The sequence below is a fragment of the Elusimicrobiaceae bacterium genome, assembly GCA_017528825.1.
Taxonomy (GTDB): domain Bacteria; phylum Elusimicrobiota; class Elusimicrobia; order Elusimicrobiales; family Elusimicrobiaceae; genus Avelusimicrobium.
Genome location: JAFXOI010000009.1, coordinates 1 through 25,342 on the forward strand (window position 1 = coordinate 1; position 25,342 = coordinate 25,342).

Consider the following 25,342-nt stretch of genomic DNA (forward strand, 5'->3'; position numbering starts at 1 on the left):
AAATAACTGTCCGGGTTTTTAAGTGCCATAGAAAGTCTTACATTCGGCAGGGTATCTAATTGTCCGGTAATGGTACTTTGACTGGCCGTTTTGGTATCTATATTATACTCGGCATCCGGCATAATATATTTATTATCTTGCGCTTCTCCGGGCAAAGACAAAACTAAAGCACTGGTATCATCTGCGTACGCACCGTTTTCCATATAGGCGGCCGTTTGGGCGGTTTGTAATGCTTTGGCCGGGGTCAGTAAAGTGCTCCAGCGGCTTTTATCCACCGCTCCTTGATACATGGGGATAGCAATCGCTGACAGCACTCCGATAATTAATACGACTACTAATAATTCAATTAGGGTAAAACCTCTTTTCATAATTCCTCCCAACTAAAAATAAACAACTGTTTTTTCCTTCAAAAACACGGCTAGAAACAACGTAAACGGCAAAAGTGTCTTCAACACTTCAGCACATAAGAAAATCGTAGCAAAAAAAAAAAACGGGTCAAGCTTTTTTTTAATACTTTTTCTTTCCGAAGAAAAAGTATCCAAAAAGACGCTCGGCCAATAAGCAAAAAAGAATCTGCAAACGGCTGTTTGATAAACTCACTTTGCTCATACATATCAAACAGACTACCCCTTTTGCAGACTCTTTTTTACTACGCTTCAAGGCCGATTTATAACAACAAATACCGTTTATAAATTTCGGGGATGATATTATTTAATTGTCCCCCCTCGCGTCACTCCGCAGAGTTTTTATGCGGGGTATAACGTTGTTGCGAAACAACCATATTCCGCATTACAACCTTGCGGGATGAGAGGTGGTAAATGACGCTGAGAGATGACGTGTGTGGAATTTCAGGATAGGTACATTTGAAAATGAAGCATAAAAAACCCGTTCTTTTGCAGAACGGGTATATTTTAGAAAGAACGCCCTCTAGGAGAATCGAACTCCTCTTTTCGGATTGAAAATCCGACGTCCTAACCGATAGACGAAGAGGGCATTAAAAAGTGCGCCCGGTGAGACTTGAACTCACGGCCCCCCGCTTAAAAGGCGGATGCTCTACCACTGAGCTACGAGCGCGAAAATCGAAAGATCAAAGAATTTGAAGAAGGGGTAAAGACCCGCAACACATATAGTATATCAAATTTTTGTTAGTAAGAAAAGCTTTTATTTTTTTCTCACAAATCTTGTATATTTATTATAGCAATTTTTTAGCCTCTTTGTCTGCCACTGCCATTTTTCAACGGAAAAAATCTCTTTTTCCGCAGTATCTGTATTTTGCTAGAATGTTTATATATGAGATACGTTTTATACTTTTTTACTTTAGCTTTAGTATTTACCGCCGGCATGTTGGTAGGAAATTTTTATGTTCCCGATCACAGAGCCACTATCGCAGCCGCCGTTTCAGTGCCGGATTTGGACAGCACCAACCCCGCTTTGTCTCAAGCTACCGAAGAAAATGCTCAGCAGGCGCTTTCTCAATTAACGCAGGCCTTAGAGGCTTGCCCGGTTGTGGTCAATGAAGAAAGAGATGCTTTGTTTAACCAAATTTCTTTATTTCTAACCTTGCAAGATTTTCAATTGAAAAAAGCAATGTACGAAGCGGAGATTGCCAAAAACAGTATTGGTAGCCGTACAACTGCCAAATTTTCACGCACGGCCAGTGAATATGCCGCGGCCAAGTTGCGCACGCAACAACGCGCGGACGAACTTTTTCCGCCGGTTATTCCGGAAGAATCCGCGCCTGCTTCTACTACGGAAAATACTACGCAAGTATCCACGGACACTGTAACAGCACTCGTTGAAACACCTGCTAATAAATAAGATTAGTTATTGTAAGGATCGAAGATAAAATGAGTGCCGTGTTTATCTTGTAATTTTGTGTTTGGCGAAATGATGGTATCTTGCAACTGGCAGCGCCGCACAACCGCTTTTTCCCCCACCGACACATAGGGCCCGAGCACGCAATCTTCCACCACCGCGGAAGGATCAATCCAACACGGTTCAATAATTCGCGTCGATGACGAGATTTGAACTTTTTCAGAATGCATTCTGTCCAGTAAAGCATGGTTGGCATATAGCATACTGTCTAACGTGCCGCAATCAAACCAATCATTCATTACTATCGGTTGAATAGAGAGCCCTTTTTCGAGCAGATTTTCTAAAGCATCCGTTAATTGGATTTCGTTTTTGACCGTTTTACCCGAGGCAATAACTTCTTCCAAACTCTCAAACAAAACGGCACTGTCTAAAAAGGAATAAGCACCAATTAAAGCCAAATTACTTTTCGGATGTTCCGGTTTTTCTTCAAAGCCAACGATTTTGTGATCATCCAGTTCCACCACGCCGAAGCGATGCGGATCCTCCACCATTTTTACTCCGACTCCGTTGATGTTCCCTTGCACCAACGGCGCCAAATCTCCGTCAATGATAGTATCGCCCAAAACAATCAAGCACGGTCCTTGCACGGCTTGTTTGGCTAAATATACCGCATGCCCCAGACCCTTCTGTTCTTGTTGCTCAATAAACACCACATCCAAGTGCGGATAATGAGAGTGGACAAATTCAATCAAACTTTCTTTTTGATAGCCGACGATAAATACCACTCGTTTAATTCCGCATTCTTCCAGTTGGGCCAAAATATGGGCAATAATAGGCTTGCCGGCCACACTGAGCATCGTTTTCGGGCAATGCTCGGTATAAGGTAGCAGGCGCACACCTTTTCCGGCCGCAGGAATAATAGCGGTATAGTGGTTCATGTCAGCTCCGTCCGGTTTCTTTTAATAATTCCCGATACATCTGCAATTGCGGGCCGTACACTTGCGCGGCTTCTTGCGGAGTATAGGCACTGCGGTAGGTCCAATTTTCATCGCCCACCGTACCGGGCACATTAATTCGGTCTAAGGTGCCGATAATATCCTGCCAAGAAAACAATGTTAATGCACTGGCACTAGTTAGTACCCGATGTAAAATCGTTCGTTGCACTTCTAATGTAAACGGCACATTCCCGTCCGTTTTCTGGGCGGAAATCATTTCCCAAATGTGTGCACGTTCCCATTGATTTTCGGTTTCCCACCAACCGCGCAGGGTTTCTGTATCGTGGGTAGAGGTGGTGGCTAAAGATACGACCGGGTAATTACGCGGCTCGCGATAATATCCGTTATCCTCACGCTCCCAACGCAATACTTTATAGCCCGGTATTTTCAAATCCACGAGCATCCTACGCACATAATTAGGAATCACGCCCAAATCTTCCCCCACCGGCATGGCACCGTTGGCGCTTTCTAAGACCATTTTCAAGAATGCATAACCGCGGTCTATTTGTGCTTGTTCGTCCGTGATATCGAAATGGCCCTTTTCGTCATTGATGCCAAAAACGTATGTGCGGAAAAAACCTACTAAATGATCCAAGCGGAACACATCATACAATTGCACCGCGCGTTGGATTTTGCGCCGCCACAAATCAAAATTATGTGCTTGAATATAGTTCCAGTTATACGCCGGAAGACCCCAGCATTGGCCCTTTTGGGAAAACTGGTCCGGCGGAGCGCCGACACTCAAATCCAAATGGAAATTTTCGCGCTCGCTCCACACTTCGGCACTATCTAAATTCGTGCCGAACGGGATATCTCCAAACAAGCAGATACCGGCTTGCTCAGCCGTTATTTTCGCCGCGCGTAGTTGCAAATCGGCCTGCCATTGTAAATAGGTAAAGAAGTACACATACTCGCGGTATTGATGTTCAAACGCCGCCACGGCCTGCGGCTGAAAATCACGCAACTCAGCCGGCCATTCTTTCCATGTTTGCCAGTGATAAAATTCCTTGAGGGCACGGAAAATACTATAGCCGCGCAACCATTTTTTATTGGTGGAACAATACGCCTCGAAAGCGTGAGCCTGCGGCGTGTCTTGACGAAAATCGTTTTCCAAGAAAAATTGATAGGCCTGCCACAATACTTTTAGTTTCGCTTCCTTTACCGCTTTGAATGGCGCTTTATGAGATAAACGCCACGCCACAATATCGCCCTGTAAATTTTGCAAAGTTTCTTGGGCACGAGCCGAAAGTTGCACTTCCCGCACGCACGACACATCAATATACACCGGATCAATGGCAAAAGCACTCAAGGCAGAATAGGGACAGTTTTGTCCGGGGGCCGTTTCTTGCAGAGGAAGAATTTGAATAATTTTTGTTCCCAGTCCTCCGAAAAATTTGATCCATTCACATAAGGACGAGAAATCTCCCACGCCCCAGTCACGCTCTGTTTTCATGGCAGAGACTGGCAATAAAATACCGCTAGTACACCTGTTTAATAATTCTTCGTGCAGACTCATAGGTTTTATTTATATGCCACCGCTTCTATAGTAACGCTACTTCCTTTAGGCAAAGCCGCCACTTGCACGGTGGTGCTGGCGGGCGGATTTTCCTTAAAGAACGATTCATACACTTCATTCATTTCTGCAAAGGACGTTAAATCCGTCATATACACTGTTGTTTTCAATACGTGTTTAAGCTGCATACCTGCTGCTTTCAAAATACTTTCTAAATTTTTTAGCACCAGTTCGGTTTGACTTTTGACATCTCCGCCAAAAATTTCACCGGTTACCGGGTCCATAGGCAATACGCCGGACGTGAAGACGAAACCGCTTTCTCCCGTCGCTTGCGAATAAGGACCAATCGCTTTAGGTGCTTGTGGGGAATTGATAATTTTTTTCATAAATTGTTCTCCTGTAAGGGACCAACCCCTGTTTTTTATATAGTATAAAACCCCGTCTGAGCCTGTCAAACGGGGTTTTGGAAAAAGAGAATTTTATTTCATATATTTCGGATCACAACGACTAGGGGCACATTGGGGAGCAGTACTTGGACAATAAGCCCCACAACAACATGCGGTATCTTGATAATTCATACCAGGTGCATCACTTGTGTAAATTCCGCAAGCCCCCGTCGCATTGGCATAACAAACAGCCCCATTTTTAAACGTAGACCCAACACAATTTCTAATTCCATTTCCTACACATATTCCTCCATCAAACGTACTCCACAAACCGCAGTAGCCAGCACCGTTGCACATAGCTGTTCCCCCTTTATAAGTAGAACGAGAACAAGTATCGTCTCCGTAGCTGATACAGCTTCCCCCTTCTTCTACCGTAAGATAAACACAACCTACTTTGTTCGGAGAGGTACGACATTCTCCTCCTTTTTTAATTACAGAATTATTACAACTGGCGTTACCAAAAGTATTTTCTGTAGAAACACAGACTCCTTCTGCTTCCACTACACGACTTGAACCATTTGCAAATCCGCATTGGCCTTCACTCAATACTCCCATATTTCCTAAAGCGGTACAACGTTCCGTATCACTTTTATAACATTTCGTTTTACTGCTACTCCAGGAACGTGAGGCATTGCCACAAATTTCTTTGGTAATATCTTGGTCTAACAAGTATCCGGTGTAGCCGTCTGCGGAAGTTAAATCTTGTCCGTTCAGCAGTTTGCCGCACAACCTTTCTGCGCGCTCATCTCCTGTTTTGGCCTCACAATGCAGTTGCCCGGCAAATTTCGGGTTGTCATCTAAATAACTGGCTAAGCGTACATTAGCAAGTTTACTGTTGGTAACGCGGATGACATTCGGGTCGGCGGTATTATTCGGCATAACTAAAGCAAAGGTTAAATCACTATTATTCATGGTAACGTCCAAATTAGCCATATTATCTGTATAAGCGCCATTGCTCATTTTAATGGCTTCTTCCGCGTCTTTAATGGCTTTGGCTCCCGGGAGCATCGTGCTCCAATGACTTTTATCCACCGCTCCTTGATACATGGGGATAGCAATGGCTGAAAGTACCCCGATAATCAATACAACTACTAATAATTCAATTAGGGTAAAACCTTTTTTCATAATGTCTCCTTGCAAAAATAAAGTATCTTTTAACGGCGCAAAAACACCGCTAAAACCAACGTAAACGGCAAAAGTGTAACAAACACTTCAGCGTCATAAAAAATGGTAGCAAAAAAAAAAAACGAGTCAAGCCTTTTTTATTTCTCGACGAGAAAATGACCAAAAAGGAGGAGATTCCCGATTACAAATTTCGGGGATGACATCGGGAGAGTTTCGGGAATGACGACGGGTGGGATTGACGAGAAAACGGCCAAAAAATAAACAACAAAGCAGAGGCAAAAAGAAACCCCGCTCAAATGAGCGGAGTTTTGTGTCGATATTAAATTATTTCTTTTTGGCTGCTTTTTTGGTCGGCTTTTTAGTAACTGCTTTCTTCGTTACTTTTTTGACCGATTTGTTGCCGGCTACCTTTTTTCGCGATGTATTTTTTATTGTTTTAGAAGATTTCTTTCCACGCACCACTTTCTGTTTTTCACTAATTTTGCGTCGTAGAAAACGGTTCAGCGGTGCATTATCAATCACTTCTCCCAAAATGTTTCTTTTTTGTTTGCGAGAGACACCGGCGTGTAATTTTTGGGGCCGGAGATCTTGATGTGCATATTCTAACAATCCGGCTTTGTGAGCATCTTTGCGTAGTTGTTGTACGGCGCGTTCTTCCAACTGGCGCACCCGTTCCCGTGACAGCCCTAGCTTTTCGGCCACTTCTCCTAAAGTTTTAGGTTCATTATCCAGCAGGCCAAAACGTAACGTAACAATCTCACGGTCCCTATCTGATAAACTCATTAAACTTTGTTGCAATACGCTTACATTCTCGGAACGCAAAAACACATCATGCGGATTTCCTTTTCCGTCGTCGCTCAGGACATCTTCCAATGTCATTTCGTTTTCTTCTCCCACCAGTGAGGCCAGTGAATCTACGCCGGTAGCGGCGCTGAGCGTATCCATAATCGCTTTTACTTGGCGAGCACTTAAATCCAACTCTTTGGCCATTTCCGTTAAGGAAGGGTCACGTCCGTTTTCTTCTTTTAAGGTGTTCCACGCCTTAAACCAACGTTTCAAATTTCCCCACGCATGAGAAGGAATTTTAATAGAGCCGGATTGTTCTTCAATATACTTGCGGATAAATTGCTCTATCCAATATACAGCATAGGTGGAAAAACGATACCCCTTGGACGGTTCAAATTTATCTATGGCCTGCATAAGCCCCAGATTTCCTTCCTCTATTAAATCCATGAGATCAATGTTACTGCGCTGAAAACGTTTCGCCGTCGGTACCACCAAACGCAAATTCAATTCCATGATTCTGCTTTTGGCCGTCTTATCTCCTTTGCGCACCCGCTTCCACAAAGCAGACATCTCCTCACGTTTGATTTCGCGCGTGATTTTTTCTAAATGCTTAAAATACTCATTCAAACTATCTACTGATCCGTTTTCCATGTGCATTCCACAATTGCTGTAAAATAAAATCGTTTTTTATATCATACCAATTTTTGTGCCTAAAAATACTTGCACATATTATGCAAAATGATGTTATAATGAAAATATCTGCAGGTCTTATATATTCTACTATCATGGAGGAAACATGCAAGGACAGTCTTTGGAAGAAAAAAGTTTTAAACAAATCATGCTGATGTGTTTGGGATTTTTCGGCATTCAGTTTGGTTGGGCTCTGCAAATGGGAAATATGAGTGCTATCTATTCTCGTCTGGGAGCCAGTGAAGATCAAATTCCGCTTTTGTGGCTTGCGGCACCTGTAACGGGTTTACTGGTACAACCGTTGGTGGGATATTTTAGTGATCGTACTTGGTGTAAATTAGGTCGGCGCCGCCCGTATTTTTTGGTCGGTGCTATTTTTTCTATGTTTGCCTTATTTTTAATGCCGCAAGCATCTGCCATTTGGATGGCGGTTATTGCTTTGTGGGTGTTAGATACTTCTGTAAACGTAAGTATGGAACCGTTCCGCGCCTTCGTGGGTGATATTTTGCCGGAACAACAACGCAAAACCGGTTATGCCATGCAAAGTGTAATGATTGGCGCAGGCGCCGTTATCGCTTCTTTCTTACCGCAGATTTTAACTTCTTTAGGAGTCAGCACCGAAGCTCCTTTAGGACACATTCCCAATACCGTAAAATACTCCTTCTATATCGGCGCAGTGGTATTATTTACCGCCGTATTGATGACGGTCAAATCTACTCCGGAATATCCGCCGCAAGATATGGAAGCTTTCAAAAAACTGCAAGCTCAACGCGGTAGCATTACCAAAACTTTATCGGAAATGTGGAATGCTTTTACGACTATGCCTTCTACTATGCGCCGCTTGGCGGTCGTACAATTTTTCACTTGGGCAGCTTTTATGATTATGTGGGTCTACTTTACCCCCGGTATTGCCTCGGCGGTATTTCATGCGGCACCGGGTTCTGCGGCCTTTGAAGAAGCAGCTAACTGGGGTAGTTCCTGCTTTGGTATTTACAATGGCGTGGCCTTTGCCTTCTCTTTTGCGCTGTTGTGGTTAACAACCAAGTTCTCTGCCAAGTATATTCACATCGTGTGTTTGACAATTGGTGCTATCGGTTTAGGCTCGTTAGGGTTGACCCTCTTTGGTGTGACCTTTAGCAAAATGGGCCTCATTTTCCCGATGGTATGTATCGGTATTGCGTGGAGCAGTTTACTCTCTATGCCGTATGCCCTGCTTTCTAACAGTTTACCAGCAGAAAAAATGGGTTTTTACATGGGTGTGTTTAACTTCTTTATCGTTATCCCGCAAATCTGTGTGAACCTGTTCTTCGGCCCTATTATGAAACACTTATTAAACGGCAGCTCCATTGCCGCAGTAGGCTTGGGTGGTGTAAGCTTGTTGGTAGCGGCCGCTTTTACGTTCTGGGTACAAGATACTACGTTACCTAAAAAAGCATAAGGAATTTCTATGAAAATTCATTTTCATTTACCTTATGAAACCGATCCCGGGCAAACACTACAGGTCGTAGTTTGGCTTTCCAAAGAAGGACAATGGACTTCCCAAACCTTAGACCTGACCAGCACGGATCAAGCCCACTGGCAAGGAGTTTTGGATTTTTATCCGAATCAGGACGGCCACTTCATGTATTACTACCAAGTATTACAGGATGGCCGGCCTCTGCGACAAGAGTGGAAAGTATCCCCCCGCATTCAACCGTTTCATACGGCACGTAGTGCGTATTATCTGTACGATTTTTGGCGGGATTTACCCCCTCAGTCTTGGCTATACAGCACGGCTCTGGCTCCGCAAACTACGGCGACATTTATCTCCGAATTTACTGCCACCATTATGGTGCGTGCTTACATACCCGGTCTGCAGAAAGGCCAAAAACCGTTTGTGTGTGGTGCTTCGGACTTACTGGGGCAATGGGATCCTCAAAAAGCCTTACCGATGCACTGCATTGGTATTAATGAGTGGGCAGTCTATCTGCCGGCTGATCAGCTTACTTTGCCGATGGATTATAAATTTATCGTTAAAGAAGATAGCCAAATTTGGTGGGAAAAAGACGGTAACCGCACCTTGCAAGGCTCACTCCCTGCTGCCGGTGAAACCATTGTATATAGTGGACTATATCCTCGCTTTGATTTGCCGCAAGTACGCCGAGCCGGTGTTGTGTTGCCGGTATTCTCCATTCGTACAGAAAAAGATTGGGGCGTGGGCGATTTCGGCTCTTTGAAAACATTGGTAGATTGGGCCGCGGCCACCGGGCAAAAAATGATTCAGATTTTGCCTGTCAATGATACCAGTCTCACCGGTACTTGGCAAGATTCCTATCCTTATAATAGCGTTAGCGTATATGCCTTTCATCCTATGTATGTGGACATATCCGCTTTACCGAAGTTGCCGGCCGAACAAGAAAAATCTTTTGAAGAGCGTCGCAAAAAACTCAATGCCTTGCCGCAACTGGATTATGAAGCTGTTACGCAACTGAAAAACGAACGCTTACAGGCCGCTTATGCGCAGAATTCAGCGGCGGTTTTTGCGTCGGCGGCTTTCCGGGAATTTTGGAATGATAATTCTCATTGGTTACCGGCTTATGCTATGTTTTCTACGTTACGCGACCAATTTCAAACACCGGATTGGCACACTTGGCCGAATTATTCAAAATTTTCCGAGCAAAACCTCTTCTCTTTCTACGCGCACGACTCAGAGCAGCGTAAAAAAGCCTATTTCTACTTTTATGTGCAATTTGTATTACACCAGCAATTGCTGGAAGCTCACCGCTATGCACGCGAAAAAGGAATAGGACTGAAAGGAGATATTCCTATCGGGGTTTCCCCGCATAGTGCCGATGCTTGGGCTGAACCGAAAATGTTTCAGCTCAATGCTCAAGCAGGTGCCCCACCGGACGATTTTTCCATCACCGGACAAAATTGGGGATTTCCTACCTACAACTGGGATGAAATGGCTCTGGATAATTACACGTGGTGGCGGCGGCGTTTTACGCACATGACACGCTATTTTGATGCGTACCGCATCGACCATGTGTTGGGATTTTTCCGCATTTGGCAAATTCCCATGCATGCGGTACAAGGATTATTAGGGCAATTCTCCCCTGCTTTACCGCTGAGCCCTCGGGAAATGGCTTTTAGCGGGTTCACGTTCCGTCCGGAATATACGCAACCGTATATTTCGCACGAAGTGCTGGAGGAATTATTTGGGGACGAGGCCCGCACCGTAGAAAATACGTATTTAATTCCCGCCGAAAATAATTGTTTCCAATTGCGCGAAGATTACAATACGCAACGCAAAATCCAGCATGCTTTTGGAGAGAACTTAGATGCCCGTGCCTTGTATGTGCGCGACGGTCTGTATGCCCTATGCGCCAATGTGCTGTTTGTAACCGATGATCACAATGAGCAGTTATATCATCCGCGTATTAGCGCGCTGGGCACGTCTGCCTTCCGGGCCTTACCGGCAGACCAACAAGCGGCCTATACGCAATTGTATAACGATTATTTTTATCATCGCCAAGATCATTTTTGGAAAGAGCAAGCACTTAAAAAATTGCCGGCGCTAACGCAATCTACGGCTATGCTCTGTTGCGCAGAAGACTTGGGAATGATTCCCCATTGCGTACCGGAAGTAATGGAACAATTGCAAATGTTAAGTCTGGAAATTCAGCGCATGCCAAAACGCTTGGGCGAAACTTTCGCAAATACGAAAAACTATCCGTATTTGTCGGTGGCTACGCCTTCTACGCATGATATGTCCGTACTGCGCGGCTGGTGGAAAGAAAATCCGGAAATGTCAGCGCGGTTTTGGAAAGAGGTGTTAGGGCGGGAAGGCGAAGCTCCGGCCGATTTACCGGCGGATGCGTGCGAGCAGATTTTGCGTTTGCACCTGCAAAGCCCGTCCATGTTATGTATGATTGGTTGGCAGGATATGACGTCTATGGATGAGGACCTACGCGCACCGGACCCGGATGCCGAGCGTATTAATGTGCCGGCTAATCCGCGGCATTATTGGCGCTACCGCATGCAAATCACGGTAGAAGAATTAATGCAGAAAACCGCCTTTAATGAAAAACTTAAAGCAATGATACAAGAAAGTGTAAGATAAAAAGACAAGAATAAAATAGTCTTGCACAAAAACAGTCTTACAAAAACACCCCGCTCAATTGAGCGGGGTGTTTATATTAGCATTTTGGGGCATAAGGAGGACACCCGGCTCCCTCACAACACCCTGTTCCGTTATAAGTGCCTGTACAGCTATAACCCCATGCTGTTGGTCCGTTAGGGGCAATACATTTACCCCCATCATTTACTATTACACTAGTACAACCATACGCGCCATTGGAAACATCTACTTCACAAACTCCACCGTTATTAATTACGGTTCTCTTCTCCCAATTCGCAGAACATCCCCCCAATCCGATAGCCTTACAGAGACCTCCTTCATTGATGTCTACCCCGGTACAATTCCAACCTTTAGCTATACAAGTGCCTCCATTTAGAATAGACTCTCCGCACTGCTCCAGGTCACTCCCCTCACCTATACATATGCCGCCTTCTGTTACAGTAGATTTAAAACACCCCCACTTACTATTCGCGTAGCAAATCCCTTCTTCTCCTATTTCTTTACGATTTAATTCATTAGTATATCCACACTGGTCGGTCATATTGGCTGTTCCAGATATATCATTCATACCGAGGGCCTGACAACGCGTGGCCGTATCTTTATAACATTTTGTTTGACTGCTACTCCAAGAACGATTTGCAGTTTGACAGGTAGATTCATCTACGGCTTGGTCCAATAAATAGCCTGTGTAACCGTCCGCACTTGTCAATTCTTGCCCCATAAGTAATTTTCCGCACAGCCTTTCGGCGCGTTCATCTCCTGTTTTGGCTTCACAATGTAACTGCCCCGCAAATTTCGGGTTATCATCTAAATAACTGGCTAACCGTACATTGGCTAGTTTACTATTCGTAACCCGTATTACATTGGGGTCGGCCGTATTATTAGGCGTTACTAAGGCAAAGGTTAAATCTGCATTATTCATAGTAACATCCAAATTAGCCATTTCATCGGTATATGCGCCATTGGTCATTTTAATGGCTTCTTCCGCATCTTTAATCGCTTTAGCTCCGGGAAGCATGGTACTCCAATGGCTTTTATCTACTGCCCCTTGATACATGGGGATAGCAATGGCTGATAAAACTCCGATAATCAGTACGACTACTAGTAATTCTACTAGTGTAAATGCTTTGTTCATATAAACTCCTACTAATTTCTCGGGCTCATATAAACAAAAACGGCCGTTATATATGAGCCGCAACCAGCCGCCCAATATATAACAACCGTGGTTTGCCACTCCAAAGGGGTGGCAAACACTCGGCACAAAACAAAAGGGTAATTAGTCCTCTTGCCTTGTGCCTAAAACGGCTGTTCTTGGACTGGTTGCGTGCCTTATTAGGCAGTCTGTATTCTTCATACAGTTCCAAAAACAGATTAGATTTTTTATTACGCCTTTCGGCGCTTACTACAAATCCTCCTTACAGCGGGATATTACCCGTATTTTCGTGCTTTTTCGGGTCGCGTTTGCTCTTCAGAATACGGAACGCTCCAATCAGCTTGGCACGCGCTTCTGCCGGCTCAATAATTTCATCAATAGATCCATTGCGCGCCGCCTGATAAGGCGAAGCAAATTTGTCGGAATATTCCTGCGTCATCTTTTGCTTCATTTCTTCTTTTTTGGCTTCGTCGGTTTCTTTTTTCAAATCCCGCGAGTACAAAATTTCCACCGCACCGCGCGGCCCCATTACGGCAATTTCCGCGCTGGGAAAAGCAAAATTCATATCTCCGCGCAAAAATTTAGACCCCATGGCAATATACGCCCCGCCATACGCTTTACGCAGGACGAGGGTTACTTTCGGCACGGTTGCTTCTGCATAGGCATAGAGCAGTTTGGCCCCGTGGCGGATAATGCCGCCATGTTCCTGTGCCACACCGGGCAGATAACCGCCGGTATCTACGAGGGTCAAAATAGGAATATTAAAAGCATTTAAGAAGCGGATAAAGCGCGCGGCTTTGTCACTGGCGTCACTATCCAACGCACCGCCTAAATGGGCAGGGTTATTAGCCACTACGCCCACCACTTCTCCGCCTAAGCGGATAAAACCGGTTACCACGTTTTTAGCAAAGTTTTGGTGAATTTCAAAAAATCCAAAATTATCCGCCAGCCGCCAAATCACGTGATGAATGCGGAAGGCCTTTTTGGGGTCCATTTCGCACACGCGTTCCAGCACATCCACGCGGCGCTCTGCCACATCGGTCGTGGTATCGGACAGGGCCAATTCCTCATTATTTTGCGGCAAGAAGCTCAGCAGTTCGCGCACCTGACGGAAACAGTCCTGCTCCGATTTGGCCACGAATTGGCACACGCCGCTTTTTTCGCTATGCGGTTTGCTGCCGCCCAACGTATCAATATCTATTTCTTCTCCGGTAGCGGCTTTGACGGCACTGGGGCCGGTAATAAACATATGGCTAATGCCTTCTACCATAAAGATAAAATCCGTCAAGGCAGGGGAATAAGCCGCCCCGCCGGCACAAGGGCCTAAAATGACAGAAATTTGCGGAATTTTGCCCGATGCTTTTACGTTACGCCAGAAAATTTCTCCGTAACCGTTCAAACTTTCCACGCCTTCTTGGATACGGGCACCGCCGCTATCCAAAAGTCCGATGACCGGAATTTTGGCCTCTAGGGCTTTGTCCATAATGTCGGCGATTTTTTTAGCGTGAGCATAACCCAAGGAACCCCCTAGTTGCGGGAAATCTTGGGCAAAAATAGCCACCGGCCGGCCGTTAATGCGGCCAAAACCCGTGATAACGCCGTCACCTTTAATATGCTTATCAGCCACGCCGAAATCGTGACAGTTACTTTCCACTAAACTTTTAATTTCAAAAAAACTGTCTTTGTCTAATAAATAGGAAATACGTTCACGCGCGGTAAATTTACCCTTGGCGCGCTGGGCTTTGTTCTTTTCTTCGCCGGCGCCTGCTAAGGCATCTTGGTAAATTTGACGAAATTTTACTAAACTCTTTGGAGCCGGACGATCTGACTTCTTATCCTCTCCGGGATTATCAAATAATTCGCTCATAGAACCTCCCTTTCTTATATTTTACTAAACTTCTCTGCCTGTGGGGCAGTGGCATAGGCTACTGTAAAGATAAAATCTGTTTCAAACGGTTTAGAAATCAGTTGTATGGCAGGTTGTTGTAAGACGTGCCATGCCTGCAAAGCGGTCCCCGCTAACTGTAGTTTTCCCCCCTCGAAACTGATTTCTCGGGTATTTAGAGACAAGCCACGGCCCAATAATTTGACAACCGCCTCTTTCTTGGTCCATAGTTCGGTCAAATGCTCCGGCGTCATAGGTTCGCGCTCTTGCGGCGTGAAAAAATCTTCCGCCCACGCCTGCATACGCGGTTCTACTTTTTCCAAATCAATACCTAAAAATGTATGTGGGGCTGACACCGCCGCTATCGCCCATCCGTTAGAGTGAGTAATGCTCACGCTACGGGCATCCGGCACCGCCCCTATAAATACCTGCGGCGCTCCGCTGGGCAATTTGACAACATCGATATTTTTTAAGACCGCCAGCGCGGCACTTGACATCTCTTGCCACGTCGAGCAACTGCACACAGGCAACAAACCGCTTTCCCGCGCCAATAATACCTTTAACGCAAACCGGCCTCCGAGCCAGTCCCCTTTCCGTTTTTCCGCTTTCAGTGTCTGCAAATAGGCACTTTCAGAAGCGCAGAGAAAAGAGTCTGCCGGAGGCAGGTGTTTGATTTCAATAAACTGCGTTTTATAATCCATTATTGTCCGATGGCTTGGTATCCGTGCAATTCCACCCACAGTGTGCCTTTTTCGTCAAATACATAGGCATCATGCAGGCTCTTACCGTCAGCGGTTACGCCCTTAAAGCGGCCATATAAATACAGTTTAGCCGGTGGAATATCCCGCTTAAATACGGCCACTTCGCTAATAGCATCCGGCAAAGTCATTTTATTGTCGATAGCCATATCACGGAAACCGCAGCATTGGAAAGCCGCTTCAATCAACATCGGGTTAGCCAATAACACTTTTTCTCCGTCCTTCCATTGCGGAGCCGGCGTGGTGTTATACACGGCTAAAGAGCTTTCTTGGTCTGCTTTCAAAATACCGCCCAAGACTTGGAAGCTGGGTCCGTGGAAGTATTTTTTATAAATTTCTTCCTTGGTAATTTGCGGAGCGGCAGACGGATTTAATTGGATTAGATTTTTCACATCGTTCCAAGTAGATACAAAACCGCTTTCCAGTGCATTGGCCGTAAAATGACGGCGTGTGTTACCCATCTTAATACCTTTGCTGTTAATGAAATCCGACTCAATTTCCATGGAAATTTGTCCGTTTTCATTTTTTCCGATTATGCGCACAGCTTGCGGCCGGTTGCGCAATAATTTAATGGGTAAATAAAAATGCACATTTTTCAGCCCTTGCGGCACTTTCCCACTCAAAGCGGTAGCGGTTTCCATAAAGGTTTCCAGTCCCATAACGCCCGGGACATACGGAGTACCTTCAATGGCGTGATCTGCCAAATAAGGGTCAGACTCTAAATTAAATTCTTTCCCCGTATGAATTTCTTGGGCGGTTTGAGAAGCAATGGTGCCCAAGAAATGATTGGCCTCTTTCGGATCGGGCAACGTGGCTTTCGGAGCGGCTACTTCGGCAGTAGTAGAACCGCCGTTTCCGCCCATACCGCCTTGGCCGTGGTTGCTTTCTTCTGGTTTGTTTGCAATCTCTTCGGATACAATTTCGTCCATATCTTGACGAAGTTGATGATCCCAATCCAAGCGGCCCAAAGAACCTGTAAGAATGATTTCAGGAACGGTACCGTACACAATTTCATCTAAGAAAATTTGCATACCGTCTTCAGGGTCTACAAAGTCCACCCCGTTCGAGCGCAAGAACGTTTCCACACCGGCACGCACGCCCATGCCTACATTTTTGTAAGCACTCATGGCAATGGCTACGGCGCGGTATCCTTGATTGCTCAAGCTAAAGGCAGATTTGGCCAAATAGTCATTGGCAGAAGCATAGTCACTTTGTCCTAAGTTGCCGTATTTACCGGCAATAGAAGAAGCAAAAGCAAACATACCGCCGTCTTTAACAATGTTATTAGCCAAGAAGCTGGCAAAACTGGTGGCCTTGACGTCAAAGATGCGGTAGTATTCAGCCGGATCTTTGTCGTAAATCAGTTTAGAGCGTTCCAAACCGGCAAAGTGGATGAGCCCGTCCACGCGGCCATTTTTGGCTTTGATTTTGGTGCAAACCTCTTTAACCATGGAACTGTTGAGCACGTCACAGTGGTAATACTCCACCTCGCTTCCCAAGTCACGCAATTTCTGCAAGTTCTTATACAAGGTAATAGAATCTTTTACCCGTCCAAAAGCCCGTTCTAACAATACCGGCGTGGCTTTTTGCGTGGTGTCGGCTTTCAGCTCTTCCCACATTTGTTTCTTAAGTGCGGCCAGTTCAGCTTCGTTCATAGAAGCCCACAGCGGTGTTTTCTCTTGGATTTCAATGATATCCAATACAATAATCTTGCTGTGATACTGAGCGGCAATTTTTTGGCTAAGCATCGCGCCGATACCGCGGCCCGAACCGGTAAAGATAATCGTTTTGCCCGTCAAATCAAAATGTTTTTGACTGCGGTTCAAACGTACCGGTACGGATAAAATTGTACTGCGTTCTCCGCCACGGGTGCCAATCATTAAACGCATATCACCATGCAATACTTCGTCCATGGTGCGTTGCGCCATATCATCCGGAGTAGTGGTTGGCTCAAAATCTAATAGTTTGGCAATCGCCCCGGTGCGTTCATATACATCTTTACGGAAACAAGTGGTTCCACCCGTTAGAGCACCCGCAATTGGGTTAAACTCTTCGGCAGTAGTGTAACCAAAAGTACCGTCAATTTTGGTGTTAACAGCAAAGAAAGTATCCGCATCGGTGCGGTTTGTCATACCTTTTTCAAATACACGCAAGGCAATAAATAAAGGCATGACATATTTGGTTAATCCGTCGTGCGGGCTGGCTTTCTTATCAAATTTCTTTACGTTGGCCCCTAACAAGTACACGATACCTTGGATATTGGGATCTTCGACGGCATATTCTTTCAATGCCGCTTCTGTTTCTTCATAAGATTCCCAATTGACAATGGTCGTATTTTTGCTACGGGTTTTCAAGGTCGTAAACACATGAGTCTTGACCCCTAACTCTTTAAATTCCTCTTGATAGGCTTTAATGAGTTGAGAATTATCGGCAAAAATGAGTACCGTGCGGTCCTTAGATAAGCGACGTTCTTCTCTTTCCGTTAGCGGTGCCGGTGCCACCACCGTTACATGGCGCAATTTCTTTTCATGGCAATGTTCCCCGGCGTAGCCTTCCCGTTCCGGACGTTCTGCCAAAGAGGTATTTTTGGCAATTTCACCCGTCGGGTTAGTAGTTAACATCGCATCAGAAGGTTTGCTTACTTTATCGGCAGCTGGCACAGCTTCTTGCAAAGTGGCCACTTTGATAGTGGGCAAGCCTGTCTGCGCTGTTTCTACGGGTACCGGTTGTGCAACCGGTGCAGGCGTTGCAATAGGAGTGACCGCCGGAGTAGGTTGTTCCTCTACCGCAGGAGCGGGTTGGGCCACTGCCGCAGGAGCGGGTTGGGCGGATTGCCCAACGTGAGCTAAAGCAAACTTGATACAGTGGCGAATGGTCGGGTAATCTTTCAATTGAATGCCTTCTTGCTGGACAATGCCATAATGTTCGCGCATGGCGGCAAACAATTCCGCTTGTTTAACGGTGTCAATGCCCAAATCCGCTTCCATATCCAAATCTAAGTCGAGCATATCTTCCGGATAGCCCGTCTTTTCCGCCACCATCGCTACAATTTCTTTGGTAACCGTGGCTTCATCTACATTTCCCACGACTTTAGCAGCAACTACCGGCGCAGGTTGAACTGTCGGAGCTACGGTAGTTTGTACCGCAGGTGTTACAGGAGCAGGAGCCGGTTGCGCAACCGGTGCAGGCGTGGCAACAGGAGCAACCGCCGGAGCAGGAGCAGAAACTGCCGCTCCTTCCGTACCGACATTAGCCATCGCATATTTGATAATGGAGCGAATGGTCGGATAATCTTTCAGTTGCACCCCTTCTTGACGTGCAATCTGATATTTCTCACGCATAATCGCAAACAATTCAGCTTGCTTGACGGTATCAATACCCAAATCGGCTTCCATATCCAAATCTAGGTCAAGCATATCTTCCGGATAGCCCGTTTTCTCTGCCACAATCGCTATAATCTCTTTCGTAGCCGTAGCTTCATCTAAATTTTTCACAGCTTTGGCGGCCGTCGGTGCAGGAGCAGGAGCCGCTACCGGAGCAACGGGCGCCGGTGCAGGCTGAGCAACTGGTGCTACCGGTGCAGGCTGAGCAACCGGAGACACCGGTGCAGGCGTTGCGACCGGAGCAACCGCCGGAGCAGGAGCAGAAGCCCCTTCCGTGCCGGCATTTTTCATAGCATATTGAATGATAGAGCGAATAGTCGGATAATCTTTCAGTTGCACCCCTTCTTGACGTGCAATCTGATATTTCTCACGCATAATCGCAAATAATTCAGCTTGCTTGACGGTATCAATACCCAAATCTGCCTCCATATCCAAATCTAAGTCAAGCATATCTTCCGGATAACCTGTTTTCTCAGACACAATAGCCAAAATATCTTTTTGTACATCGGCTTCGGCTAAGCTGGGTAATGCGGCCTTCGGTGCAGGAGCAGGGGCCGCTATCGGAGCAACGGGTGCCGGCGCAGGCTGAGCAACCGGCGCTACAGGAGCAGGAGCAGAAACTGCCGCCCCTTCCGTGCCGGCATTTTTCATAGCATATTGAATGATAGAGCGAATGGTCGGATAATCTTTCAGTTGCACTCCTTCTTGACGGGCAATCTGATATTTCTCACGCATAATCGCAAATAATTCAGCTTGCTTGACGGTATCAATACCCAAATCGGCTTCCATATCCAAATCTAAGTCAAGCATATCTTCCGGATAGCCCGTTTTCTCAGACACAATAGCCAAAATATCTTTTTGTACATCGGCTTCGGCTAAGCTGGGCAATGTGGCCTTCGGTGCAGAAGCAGGGGCCGCTACCGGAGCAACGGGTGCCGGTGCAGGCTGAGCAACTGGAGCTACAGGAGCAGGAGCAACAGGTTGTTGCGCCACCGGCGTAGCTTTCGGTTGTACTTTATTTACTTTATCTACAAAGGCTTGTGAACCTTCCATCACTAAAGAGGGTTTTACACCATGCTGATAATTATCTTTGATGCGTAAGGTGTTTTGCACTACTTCCAAGACCGGATTCTGTTGGCCGGAAATTTCTTTGAGCCACGCCGTATTTTTGGCGGCATCACAGATACGCGGCTCTCCCGCATTCCACTCCTTTTCCAGTAGCGTCATGCCTAATTGAGAGCCAAATCCGGCGGCCAAGCGCAATGCATATTTGAAATTATAATGACCGCCTTTACTCAAGGTAATACCTTCCAATTCCGGATCGGCTTCTTTGAAGTTGGCAATCGGCGGCACCAACCCTGTATTTAGACAGCGTACCGCAATCACATCTTCTAGTCCGGCGCCCATAGAGTGACCGGTAAATCCTTTGGTATTGCTGACAATCACCGAGCTGACATCTGCCCCGAAGGTAGATTTCAAAGCATATGCTTCTGCGCTGGCAGAACCGCCACGTGCCGGCGTATAGGTTTCATGAGAAATGAAAACTAATTGTTTGGCAATATCACTACGATTTAGGCCATATTCTTTTTCAGCAGTAGCCACCAAACGGTTCATCACTTGCGCTACGTGTCCGACGTCTAAACGAGTCACATGGAAACCGCTGTTTGCAATTTCAGTCGATAATAATTTGGCCAGCGGCTTCATACCGCGTTTGGCCACTTCGGTTTCATCTTCTACTACCAAAGATACCGCTCCCATTCCCACGATCATACCATTGCGGCGGCGGTCAAACGGCAAAGCAGCTTTAGTAACATCTCCTTCGGTGGTAGCCGCTCCGGAGGCGAGGAAAGCGGTTAAAATCCATTCGGATACATTATCATTGGTAATATCATCTGCACCAATTACAATGACACGTTTACAGCGACCCAGCTTTATCCAATCTTGGGCCAGTGCCACCGCTTGTGCAGTAGAAGCGCAAGCAGAGCTCATCGCCAAAGCAGGCCCGCGTGCGCGGATCCATTGACAGAAATGGCAGTGTGCAATAATAATGGTTTTCAAAATAAATTCAGAAGTGAAAGCCTGCGGTTCAATTTCTTTATCTTTGAAGGTATTGTTATACCATGTTTCAATTTCCGCTTTTAAGGCAGGATCGGAAATTTGGGCAATAAAAGTGTCACAGAAAGCCCGCACTTCTTTGGCTGTTTTATTATTGAGCAGTCCGGTGACCCGTTTGGTTAAATCCCCCATCATACTGTTGGCTACCGGGAAAGCAGAGGTAAAGATGACTCCGGTGTCATCAATCATTTCCGCCGGCAGACCCCAACGATCCGGTAAATAACCGCCCGTAGAGGTAGGTTTATAGTATAGCACCAGTGGAATTCCGGCATCTTTCAAAGCCAGCATTCCCGCCGCAATGGCCAGTTGGAAACTGCGGTCCATAGAACGCACCCATTTAGCAGGAAGACCAAATTCTTTTTCCAAATCAAATGCACCGCTTTTGGCATACAGTTTAATAGCTTGACTGGCAGATGTCAAACGTTCAAAACGATGGTTACCGTCCTGGGATTTGACAACAAATTCAACGTGTTTATCAATTTGCTTTTGTTGAATATCCGAAGATACGGGCTCAATCATGTTGCGACCGGATAAAATTTCGTCTAATACGCCATCGCGGAAAACCCGATCCCAACTGCCCGGTCCGCCTGCGGCTATACCGCTGATTACGACATTTTTATGCATATTCTCACAAACTCCTTGCGTAGAAACCGGCGCCTCGGCGGGAGCGGCAGCTGCAGGTGTTTCTTGACCAGCTACTACGGCAGAGGCATCTACCCATTTGACAAAAGCCGGGTTGTAGGTTGAATTATTACCGGCGATATTGGTGCCCTTCCAGTCAATAAAGATACCGGAAGAAGTTAAATTAGCAAACAAATCGTTAAACTCTACGATTCCGCCTTTTTTGGGATGATTAGAAGCCAAGACTTTAATATCTTTCTTATCGGACAATGTGTTGGCCGCTAAGGCAGAGAGCACCCGTTTCGGGCCACATTCGACAAATAAACGAACGCCGGATTCATAGGTAGTTTTGAGTTGTTTAATCCATTCCACGGAATGCGCAATTTGCGTTACCATTAAATCTTTAATCTTTTCCGGATCGTTAGGATAAAACTCAGCCGTCACGTTCGTGGTAATCGGCATTTTCGGAGAATGGAATGTTAAAGTATCTAAGAAAGCACGGTATTGCGGCATAGCCGGTTTGATAATATCGGAGTGGAAGGCATGGGACACTGGAATTTGTACCGCTTGAATGCCCATATCGGTAAACATTTTAATGGCATCGTCGATAGATTTGCTGGCACCGGCAATGACTGTTTGGGTCGGGCAATTTTTATTGGCTACAGCCACATAACCGCTGACCCGTTTAAGTTCCGGCTCTACTACTTCTGTCGGAGCAGCGACAGAAGCCATTTTTCCGTTATCTTCTACTTTAATTTCAGACATTACTTTACCGCGCGTACAAACCGCTTTCAAACCGTTTTCAAAATCAAAAATACCGGCAGCTACCGCGGCGGCATATTCCCCTAAACTATGTCCCATGACTACGTCTGGTTTTAAGCCAAATTCGGACAATAGACGCATCATGGCGATATCTGCTGTCAACATAGCCGGCTGGGTCATTTCTGTTTTCTTAATAGCCGCTTCCCGCTCCACAATTTGCTCTTTGGTTTCACCGGGTTTGCTCCACAACGTTTCGGTCAAGGTTTCCCCAATCATATTCATGAGGTAGTGGTCGGCTTCCATAAAGGTATCCATGACCACTTTGTACTTAGAGGCCAAATCTTTCATCATGTCTACATACTGAGAGCCCTGTCCCGGGAACATGAAACAAACTTTCGGCTTAATGGTAGACGGAGTAAACGGATAAATACCTTTCATTTTAAGGTACAAAGATTCTTGGGCCCACACGTCTTGCCCGCTGGCGATTTTGATAAAATACTCAATCTTTTCTTTCAATTTTTCCGGCGTTTCCACATTAATAGCTAACGCAAATTGCTGCGGTTTTTGAATATGATTTTGATAAGCTATTTTAGGCAAATAGGTCGGATCGTATTGAATAGCTAATACGGCTTTGCCTAACTCACTAAACAACTCTTGTTTGGTCGGCGCGGAAAAAACCAACATATCACCTTGAATTTTTTCTCCGGGAACCAATAAATTGTAAGACGTATTATTCATATTTGTTTGCTCCTGTACAGGGGTAGAAATGGGAGTATTATTTTCTTTCACTTCTTTATTTTTTGCAAGTAAATCATCATTCATTTCTTCCATGGCCACGTGGAAGTTCGTCCCGCCAAAGCCAAAGGCAGACACATTGGCGCGGCGCACTTTGTCGCTGTTCCAAGGTTCGGCTTTGGTAATAACACGGAAAGGACTGGTGGCCCAATCTACCGTCGGGTTGGGCGTTTCAAAATTTACAGACGGCGGCAATACTTTGTGATATAAAGCCAGCGAGGTTTTAATTAAAGAGGCAATACCCGCTGCCGCTTTGGCATGGCCGATTTGGCTTTTGACACTGCCCAAACCAATGGTACCGGGTTTGGCATACGGGGCAAAAATATCATACAAGGCATTGAGTTCCACCGCATCGCCCACACGGGTACTGGTACCATGTGCTTCGATTAAACCTACCGCACCCGGGTCATATTCCACTTGTTCAAAAGTCTTTTCAACGGCAATTTTTTGCCCTTTGGGATTGGGGGCGGTAATGCCTTTTCCTTTTCCGTCGGAAGAAGCACCGATTGCGCGGATAACCGCATACACTCTGTCCCCATCTTTCACCGCATCAGACAGGCGTTTTAAGATAACGGTACCGGCCCCTTCTGCCATGACAAAGCCGTCTGCTTTGGCATCAAACGGACAAGAACCGTTTTCCGACAAGGCGCCGATTTTGCAAAATTTAATATAGGAGGCAGGGGCCATCATCTGATCTACACCGCCTACAATAGCCATATCAAAATTACCTTCGCGCAGGCCATTGACTGCTTGGTCCACGGCGGCCAGTGAAGTGGCACACGCCGCATCCACCGTAAAGTTGGTACCGTGCAAATCAAACACATTGGCGATACGTCCGGCGATTACGTTGGCCAGTTCACCGGGCATAGAGTCCTCGGTAACCGGCATGAAATTTTCACGCACGCCCGCTTCCATTTCATCAATGAGTTTTTGACCGGCTTCGGGAGATAATGATTGATAGGTAGGGGTGTGTTTCAAAATTTCATAGTATACCGGACGGTTCAAACGTAAATTAGATTTATCGTTTTTCATACCGCCCATAGAGTTTCCCACGATAACGGCACAGCGATTGCGGTCAAACTCTTTTTTATCGTATCCGCTGTCTTCTAAGGCCATGCGGGTCGTTTCAATAGCCAAGTGTTGGATCGGGTCCATTTGCTTGGCAATTTGCGGCGGAATACGATATTTAATGGAATCAAATTTGAAGGTTTGCGGAATAAAACCGCCAATTTTAGAATAAAGTTTATCCTCGGCTTTATGGTCGGGACTGTAGTATAAGTTGTAGTCCCAATAGGATTTAGGAACTTCGGTGATACAATATTTACCAGACTCTATGTTTTGCCAGAACTCATCTTTGGTGAGTGCCCCCGGCATAATGGCGCCAATCCCAATAATGGCAATAGGCTCTTTGGTTTTATGTGTCATATCATCTCCCGAGTTTTTGGTAAAAACTCTCATAGGTATATTATATGAAATTTGACGAGGCCAAAACCAAAAAGCAAGCCTTTTTGTCAGATTAGACTTGACAAAATCTAATTAGTATTATTAGGTTTTTGGGATTTTTGAGAACAAAATGTGATTTTAACTGGGTAAAAATGCAAAAATAAAGGCTTTTTTCCCGTCATACGGCGCCTAAAAACCACAAATTAAACCGCCATTTTATTGTTTGATGCCAAAAACAGCAAAAAAACCCTCGTTTTTTTACAAACAAGGGCTTTTGCAAAAATGAACTTCAAATTTTATTTCAAGTACTGCGGGTCACAAGTAATACCGCGGTCTGCACATTTAGGAGCGTTTCCACAATAGGCACCGCAACAGCAAGATGTCTCGTCATATCCGCCGCGTGGACAGTCATTCTGTTGATGATTGCCATAACAAATACTGCCGTTTTTAAAAGGAGCGGCCCAACAACTTCCTCCTGAATTTCCAACGCAAACGCCTCCATCATACGTATTACCCCATCCGCAATATGTATAAATATCTGTTTCACAAATAATTGTTCCGGCAACATTATTTGATGCAGCACAACTTCCATAAGAAGCATTTCCTCCTGTTGCTATACAGAGTCCCCCTTTTTCAATTGTTAGATTCCTACAATCAGCGCCAGTTCCTTCACACACGCCTTCATTTTTAATCGTTACGCCAGAATTTCCCCTATATCCACATTTGTCTTCCCCCGAAATAACTGGCATACCGAGAGCTCCACAACGCTCTTCCGTTGTGTTATAACATTTTGTTTTGCTACTGCTCCAACTTCCGGTTGCCGCTCCACAGGTGGCTTTATCTACCGATTGGTCTAACAAATATCTCGTATATCCATCATCGGTATTTTTTAAGTATTGTCCTAGTAATAATTTCCCACAAAGTCTTTCTGCGCGCT

At 45.6% G+C, this 25,342-nt stretch carries 13 protein-coding genes, 2 tRNA genes and 1 pseudogene; 3 read left to right on the forward strand and 13 right to left on the reverse strand.

The genetic code is table 11. The features are described 5' to 3' along the window. The 3 genes from IKN49_02845 to IKN49_02855 form a co-directional block, all read right to left on the reverse strand. Positions 1–368: prepilin-type N-terminal cleavage/methylation domain-containing protein (locus IKN49_02845; GenBank protein ID MBR3631989.1), on the reverse strand; the 368-nt coding region annotated here is incomplete at its 3' end. A 553-nt stretch (positions 369–921) separates the two neighbouring features. Then, a tRNA-Glu gene (locus IKN49_02850) sits at positions 922–993 on the reverse strand. A 9-nt stretch (positions 994–1,002) separates the two neighbouring features. Next, positions 1,003–1,074: transfer RNA gene (locus IKN49_02855), tRNA-Lys, on the reverse strand. A 216-nt stretch (positions 1,075–1,290) separates the two neighbouring features. Between IKN49_02855 and IKN49_02860 the strand changes: the two genes are divergently transcribed. Continuing rightward, positions 1,291–1,818, forward strand: a complete 528-nt coding sequence (locus IKN49_02860) for a hypothetical protein (GenBank protein ID MBR3631990.1) — start codon at positions 1,291–1,293, stop codon at positions 1,816–1,818. Positions 1,819–1,820: 2 nt separating this feature from the next. Here the strand turns inward: IKN49_02860 and IKN49_02865 are convergent, their stop codons facing one another. The 5 genes and pseudogenes from IKN49_02865 to IKN49_02885 all read right to left on the reverse strand — a co-directional run bounded on the left by IKN49_02865 (position 1,821) and on the right by IKN49_02885 (position 7,331). Further along, positions 1,821–2,753, reverse strand: coding sequence for an NTP transferase domain-containing protein (locus IKN49_02865; GenBank protein ID MBR3631991.1), 933 nt, complete (start codon positions 2,751–2,753; stop codon positions 1,821–1,823). 1 nt (position 2,754) lies between these two features. After that, a complete protein-coding gene (gene malQ, locus IKN49_02870; GenBank protein ID MBR3631992.1) occupies positions 2,755–4,326 on the reverse strand; it encodes a 4-alpha-glucanotransferase in 1,572 nt (523 codons plus the stop codon). A 5-nt stretch (positions 4,327–4,331) separates the two neighbouring features. Beyond that, positions 4,332–4,709 carry a Rid family detoxifying hydrolase gene (locus tag IKN49_02875; GenBank protein ID MBR3631993.1) on the reverse strand — a complete coding sequence of 126 codons (378 nt, stop codon included), beginning with the start codon at positions 4,707–4,709 and terminating at the stop codon, positions 4,332–4,334. Positions 4,710–5,789: 1,080 nt separating this feature from the next. Continuing rightward, positions 5,790–5,894, reverse strand: a pseudogene (locus tag IKN49_02880) (prepilin-type N-terminal cleavage/methylation domain-containing protein). A gap of 324 nt (positions 5,895–6,218) precedes the next feature. Next, positions 6,219–7,331: a sigma-70 family RNA polymerase sigma factor gene (locus IKN49_02885; protein MBR3631994.1), complete on the reverse strand. Its 1,113-nt coding sequence runs from the start codon at positions 7,329–7,331 to the stop codon at positions 6,219–6,221. 145 nt (positions 7,332–7,476) lie between these two features. On the opposite strand from IKN49_02885, the gene IKN49_02890 reads away from it, so the two are divergent. Together IKN49_02890 and IKN49_02895 are read left to right on the forward strand one after the other, a co-directional pair. Further along, positions 7,477–8,808, forward strand: a complete 1,332-nt coding sequence (locus IKN49_02890) for an MFS transporter (protein MBR3631995.1) — start codon at positions 7,477–7,479, stop codon at positions 8,806–8,808. Positions 8,809–8,817: 9 nt separating this feature from the next. Further along, a complete protein-coding gene (locus IKN49_02895; GenBank protein MBR3631996.1) occupies positions 8,818–11,472 on the forward strand; it encodes a 4-alpha-glucanotransferase in 2,655 nt (884 codons plus the stop codon). Positions 11,473–11,548: 76 nt separating this feature from the next. Here the strand turns inward: IKN49_02895 and IKN49_02900 are convergent, their stop codons facing one another. The 5 genes from IKN49_02900 to IKN49_02920 all read right to left on the reverse strand — a co-directional run. Then, complete coding sequence (locus IKN49_02900) at positions 11,549–12,625, reverse strand: prepilin-type N-terminal cleavage/methylation domain-containing protein (protein ID MBR3631997.1); 1,077 nt, start codon at positions 12,623–12,625, stop codon at positions 11,549–11,551. Between the two features lie 280 nt (positions 12,626–12,905). After that, positions 12,906–14,510: an acyl-CoA carboxylase subunit beta gene (locus IKN49_02905; GenBank protein ID MBR3631998.1), complete on the reverse strand. Its 1,605-nt coding sequence runs from the start codon at positions 14,508–14,510 to the stop codon at positions 12,906–12,908. Between the two features lie 14 nt (positions 14,511–14,524). Next, positions 14,525–15,229 carry a 4'-phosphopantetheinyl transferase superfamily protein gene (locus IKN49_02910; protein ID MBR3631999.1) on the reverse strand — a complete coding sequence of 235 codons (705 nt, stop codon included), beginning with the start codon at positions 15,227–15,229 and terminating at the stop codon, positions 14,525–14,527. After that, on the reverse strand, positions 15,229–24,387 hold the full coding sequence (locus IKN49_02915; GenBank protein MBR3632000.1) for an SDR family NAD(P)-dependent oxidoreductase: 9,159 nt from the start codon (positions 24,385–24,387) through the stop codon (positions 15,229–15,231). The genes IKN49_02910 and IKN49_02915 overlap by 1 nt, the downstream gene beginning before the upstream one ends. Before the next feature lie 314 nt (positions 24,388–24,701). Then, a partial coding sequence (locus IKN49_02920) for a hypothetical protein (GenBank protein ID MBR3632001.1) occupies positions 24,702–25,342 on the reverse strand: 641 nt, incomplete at its 5' end.

Excerpts from the sequence above, each read along its gene's own strand:
- IKN49_02860 (MBR3631990.1), top strand. The coding sequence starts at position 1,291 with ATGAGATACGTTTTATACTTTTTTACTTTAGCTTTAGTATTTACCGCC.
- IKN49_02865 (MBR3631991.1), bottom strand. The coding sequence starts at position 2,753 with ATGAACCACTATACCGCTATTATTCCTGCGGCCGGAAAAGGTGTGCGC.
- malQ (MBR3631992.1), bottom strand. The coding sequence starts at position 4,326 with ATGAGTCTGCACGAAGAATTATTAAACAGGTGTACTAGCGGTATTTTA.
- IKN49_02875 (MBR3631993.1), bottom strand. The coding sequence starts at position 4,709 with ATGAAAAAAATTATCAATTCCCCACAAGCACCTAAAGCGATTGGTCCT.
- IKN49_02885 (MBR3631994.1), bottom strand. The coding sequence starts at position 7,331 with ATGGAAAACGGATCAGTAGATAGTTTGAATGAGTATTTTAAGCATTTA.
- IKN49_02890 (MBR3631995.1), top strand. The coding sequence starts at position 7,477 with ATGCAAGGACAGTCTTTGGAAGAAAAAAGTTTTAAACAAATCATGCTG.
- IKN49_02895 (MBR3631996.1), top strand. The coding sequence starts at position 8,818 with ATGAAAATTCATTTTCATTTACCTTATGAAACCGATCCCGGGCAAACA.
- IKN49_02900 (MBR3631997.1), bottom strand. The coding sequence starts at position 12,625 with ATGAACAAAGCATTTACACTAGTAGAATTACTAGTAGTCGTACTGATT.
- IKN49_02905 (MBR3631998.1), bottom strand. The coding sequence starts at position 14,510 with ATGAGCGAATTATTTGATAATCCCGGAGAGGATAAGAAGTCAGATCGT.
- IKN49_02910 (MBR3631999.1), bottom strand. The coding sequence starts at position 15,229 with ATGGATTATAAAACGCAGTTTATTGAAATCAAACACCTGCCTCCGGCA.
- IKN49_02915 (MBR3632000.1), bottom strand. The coding sequence starts at position 24,387 with ATGACACATAAAACCAAAGAGCCTATTGCCATTATTGGGATTGGCGCC.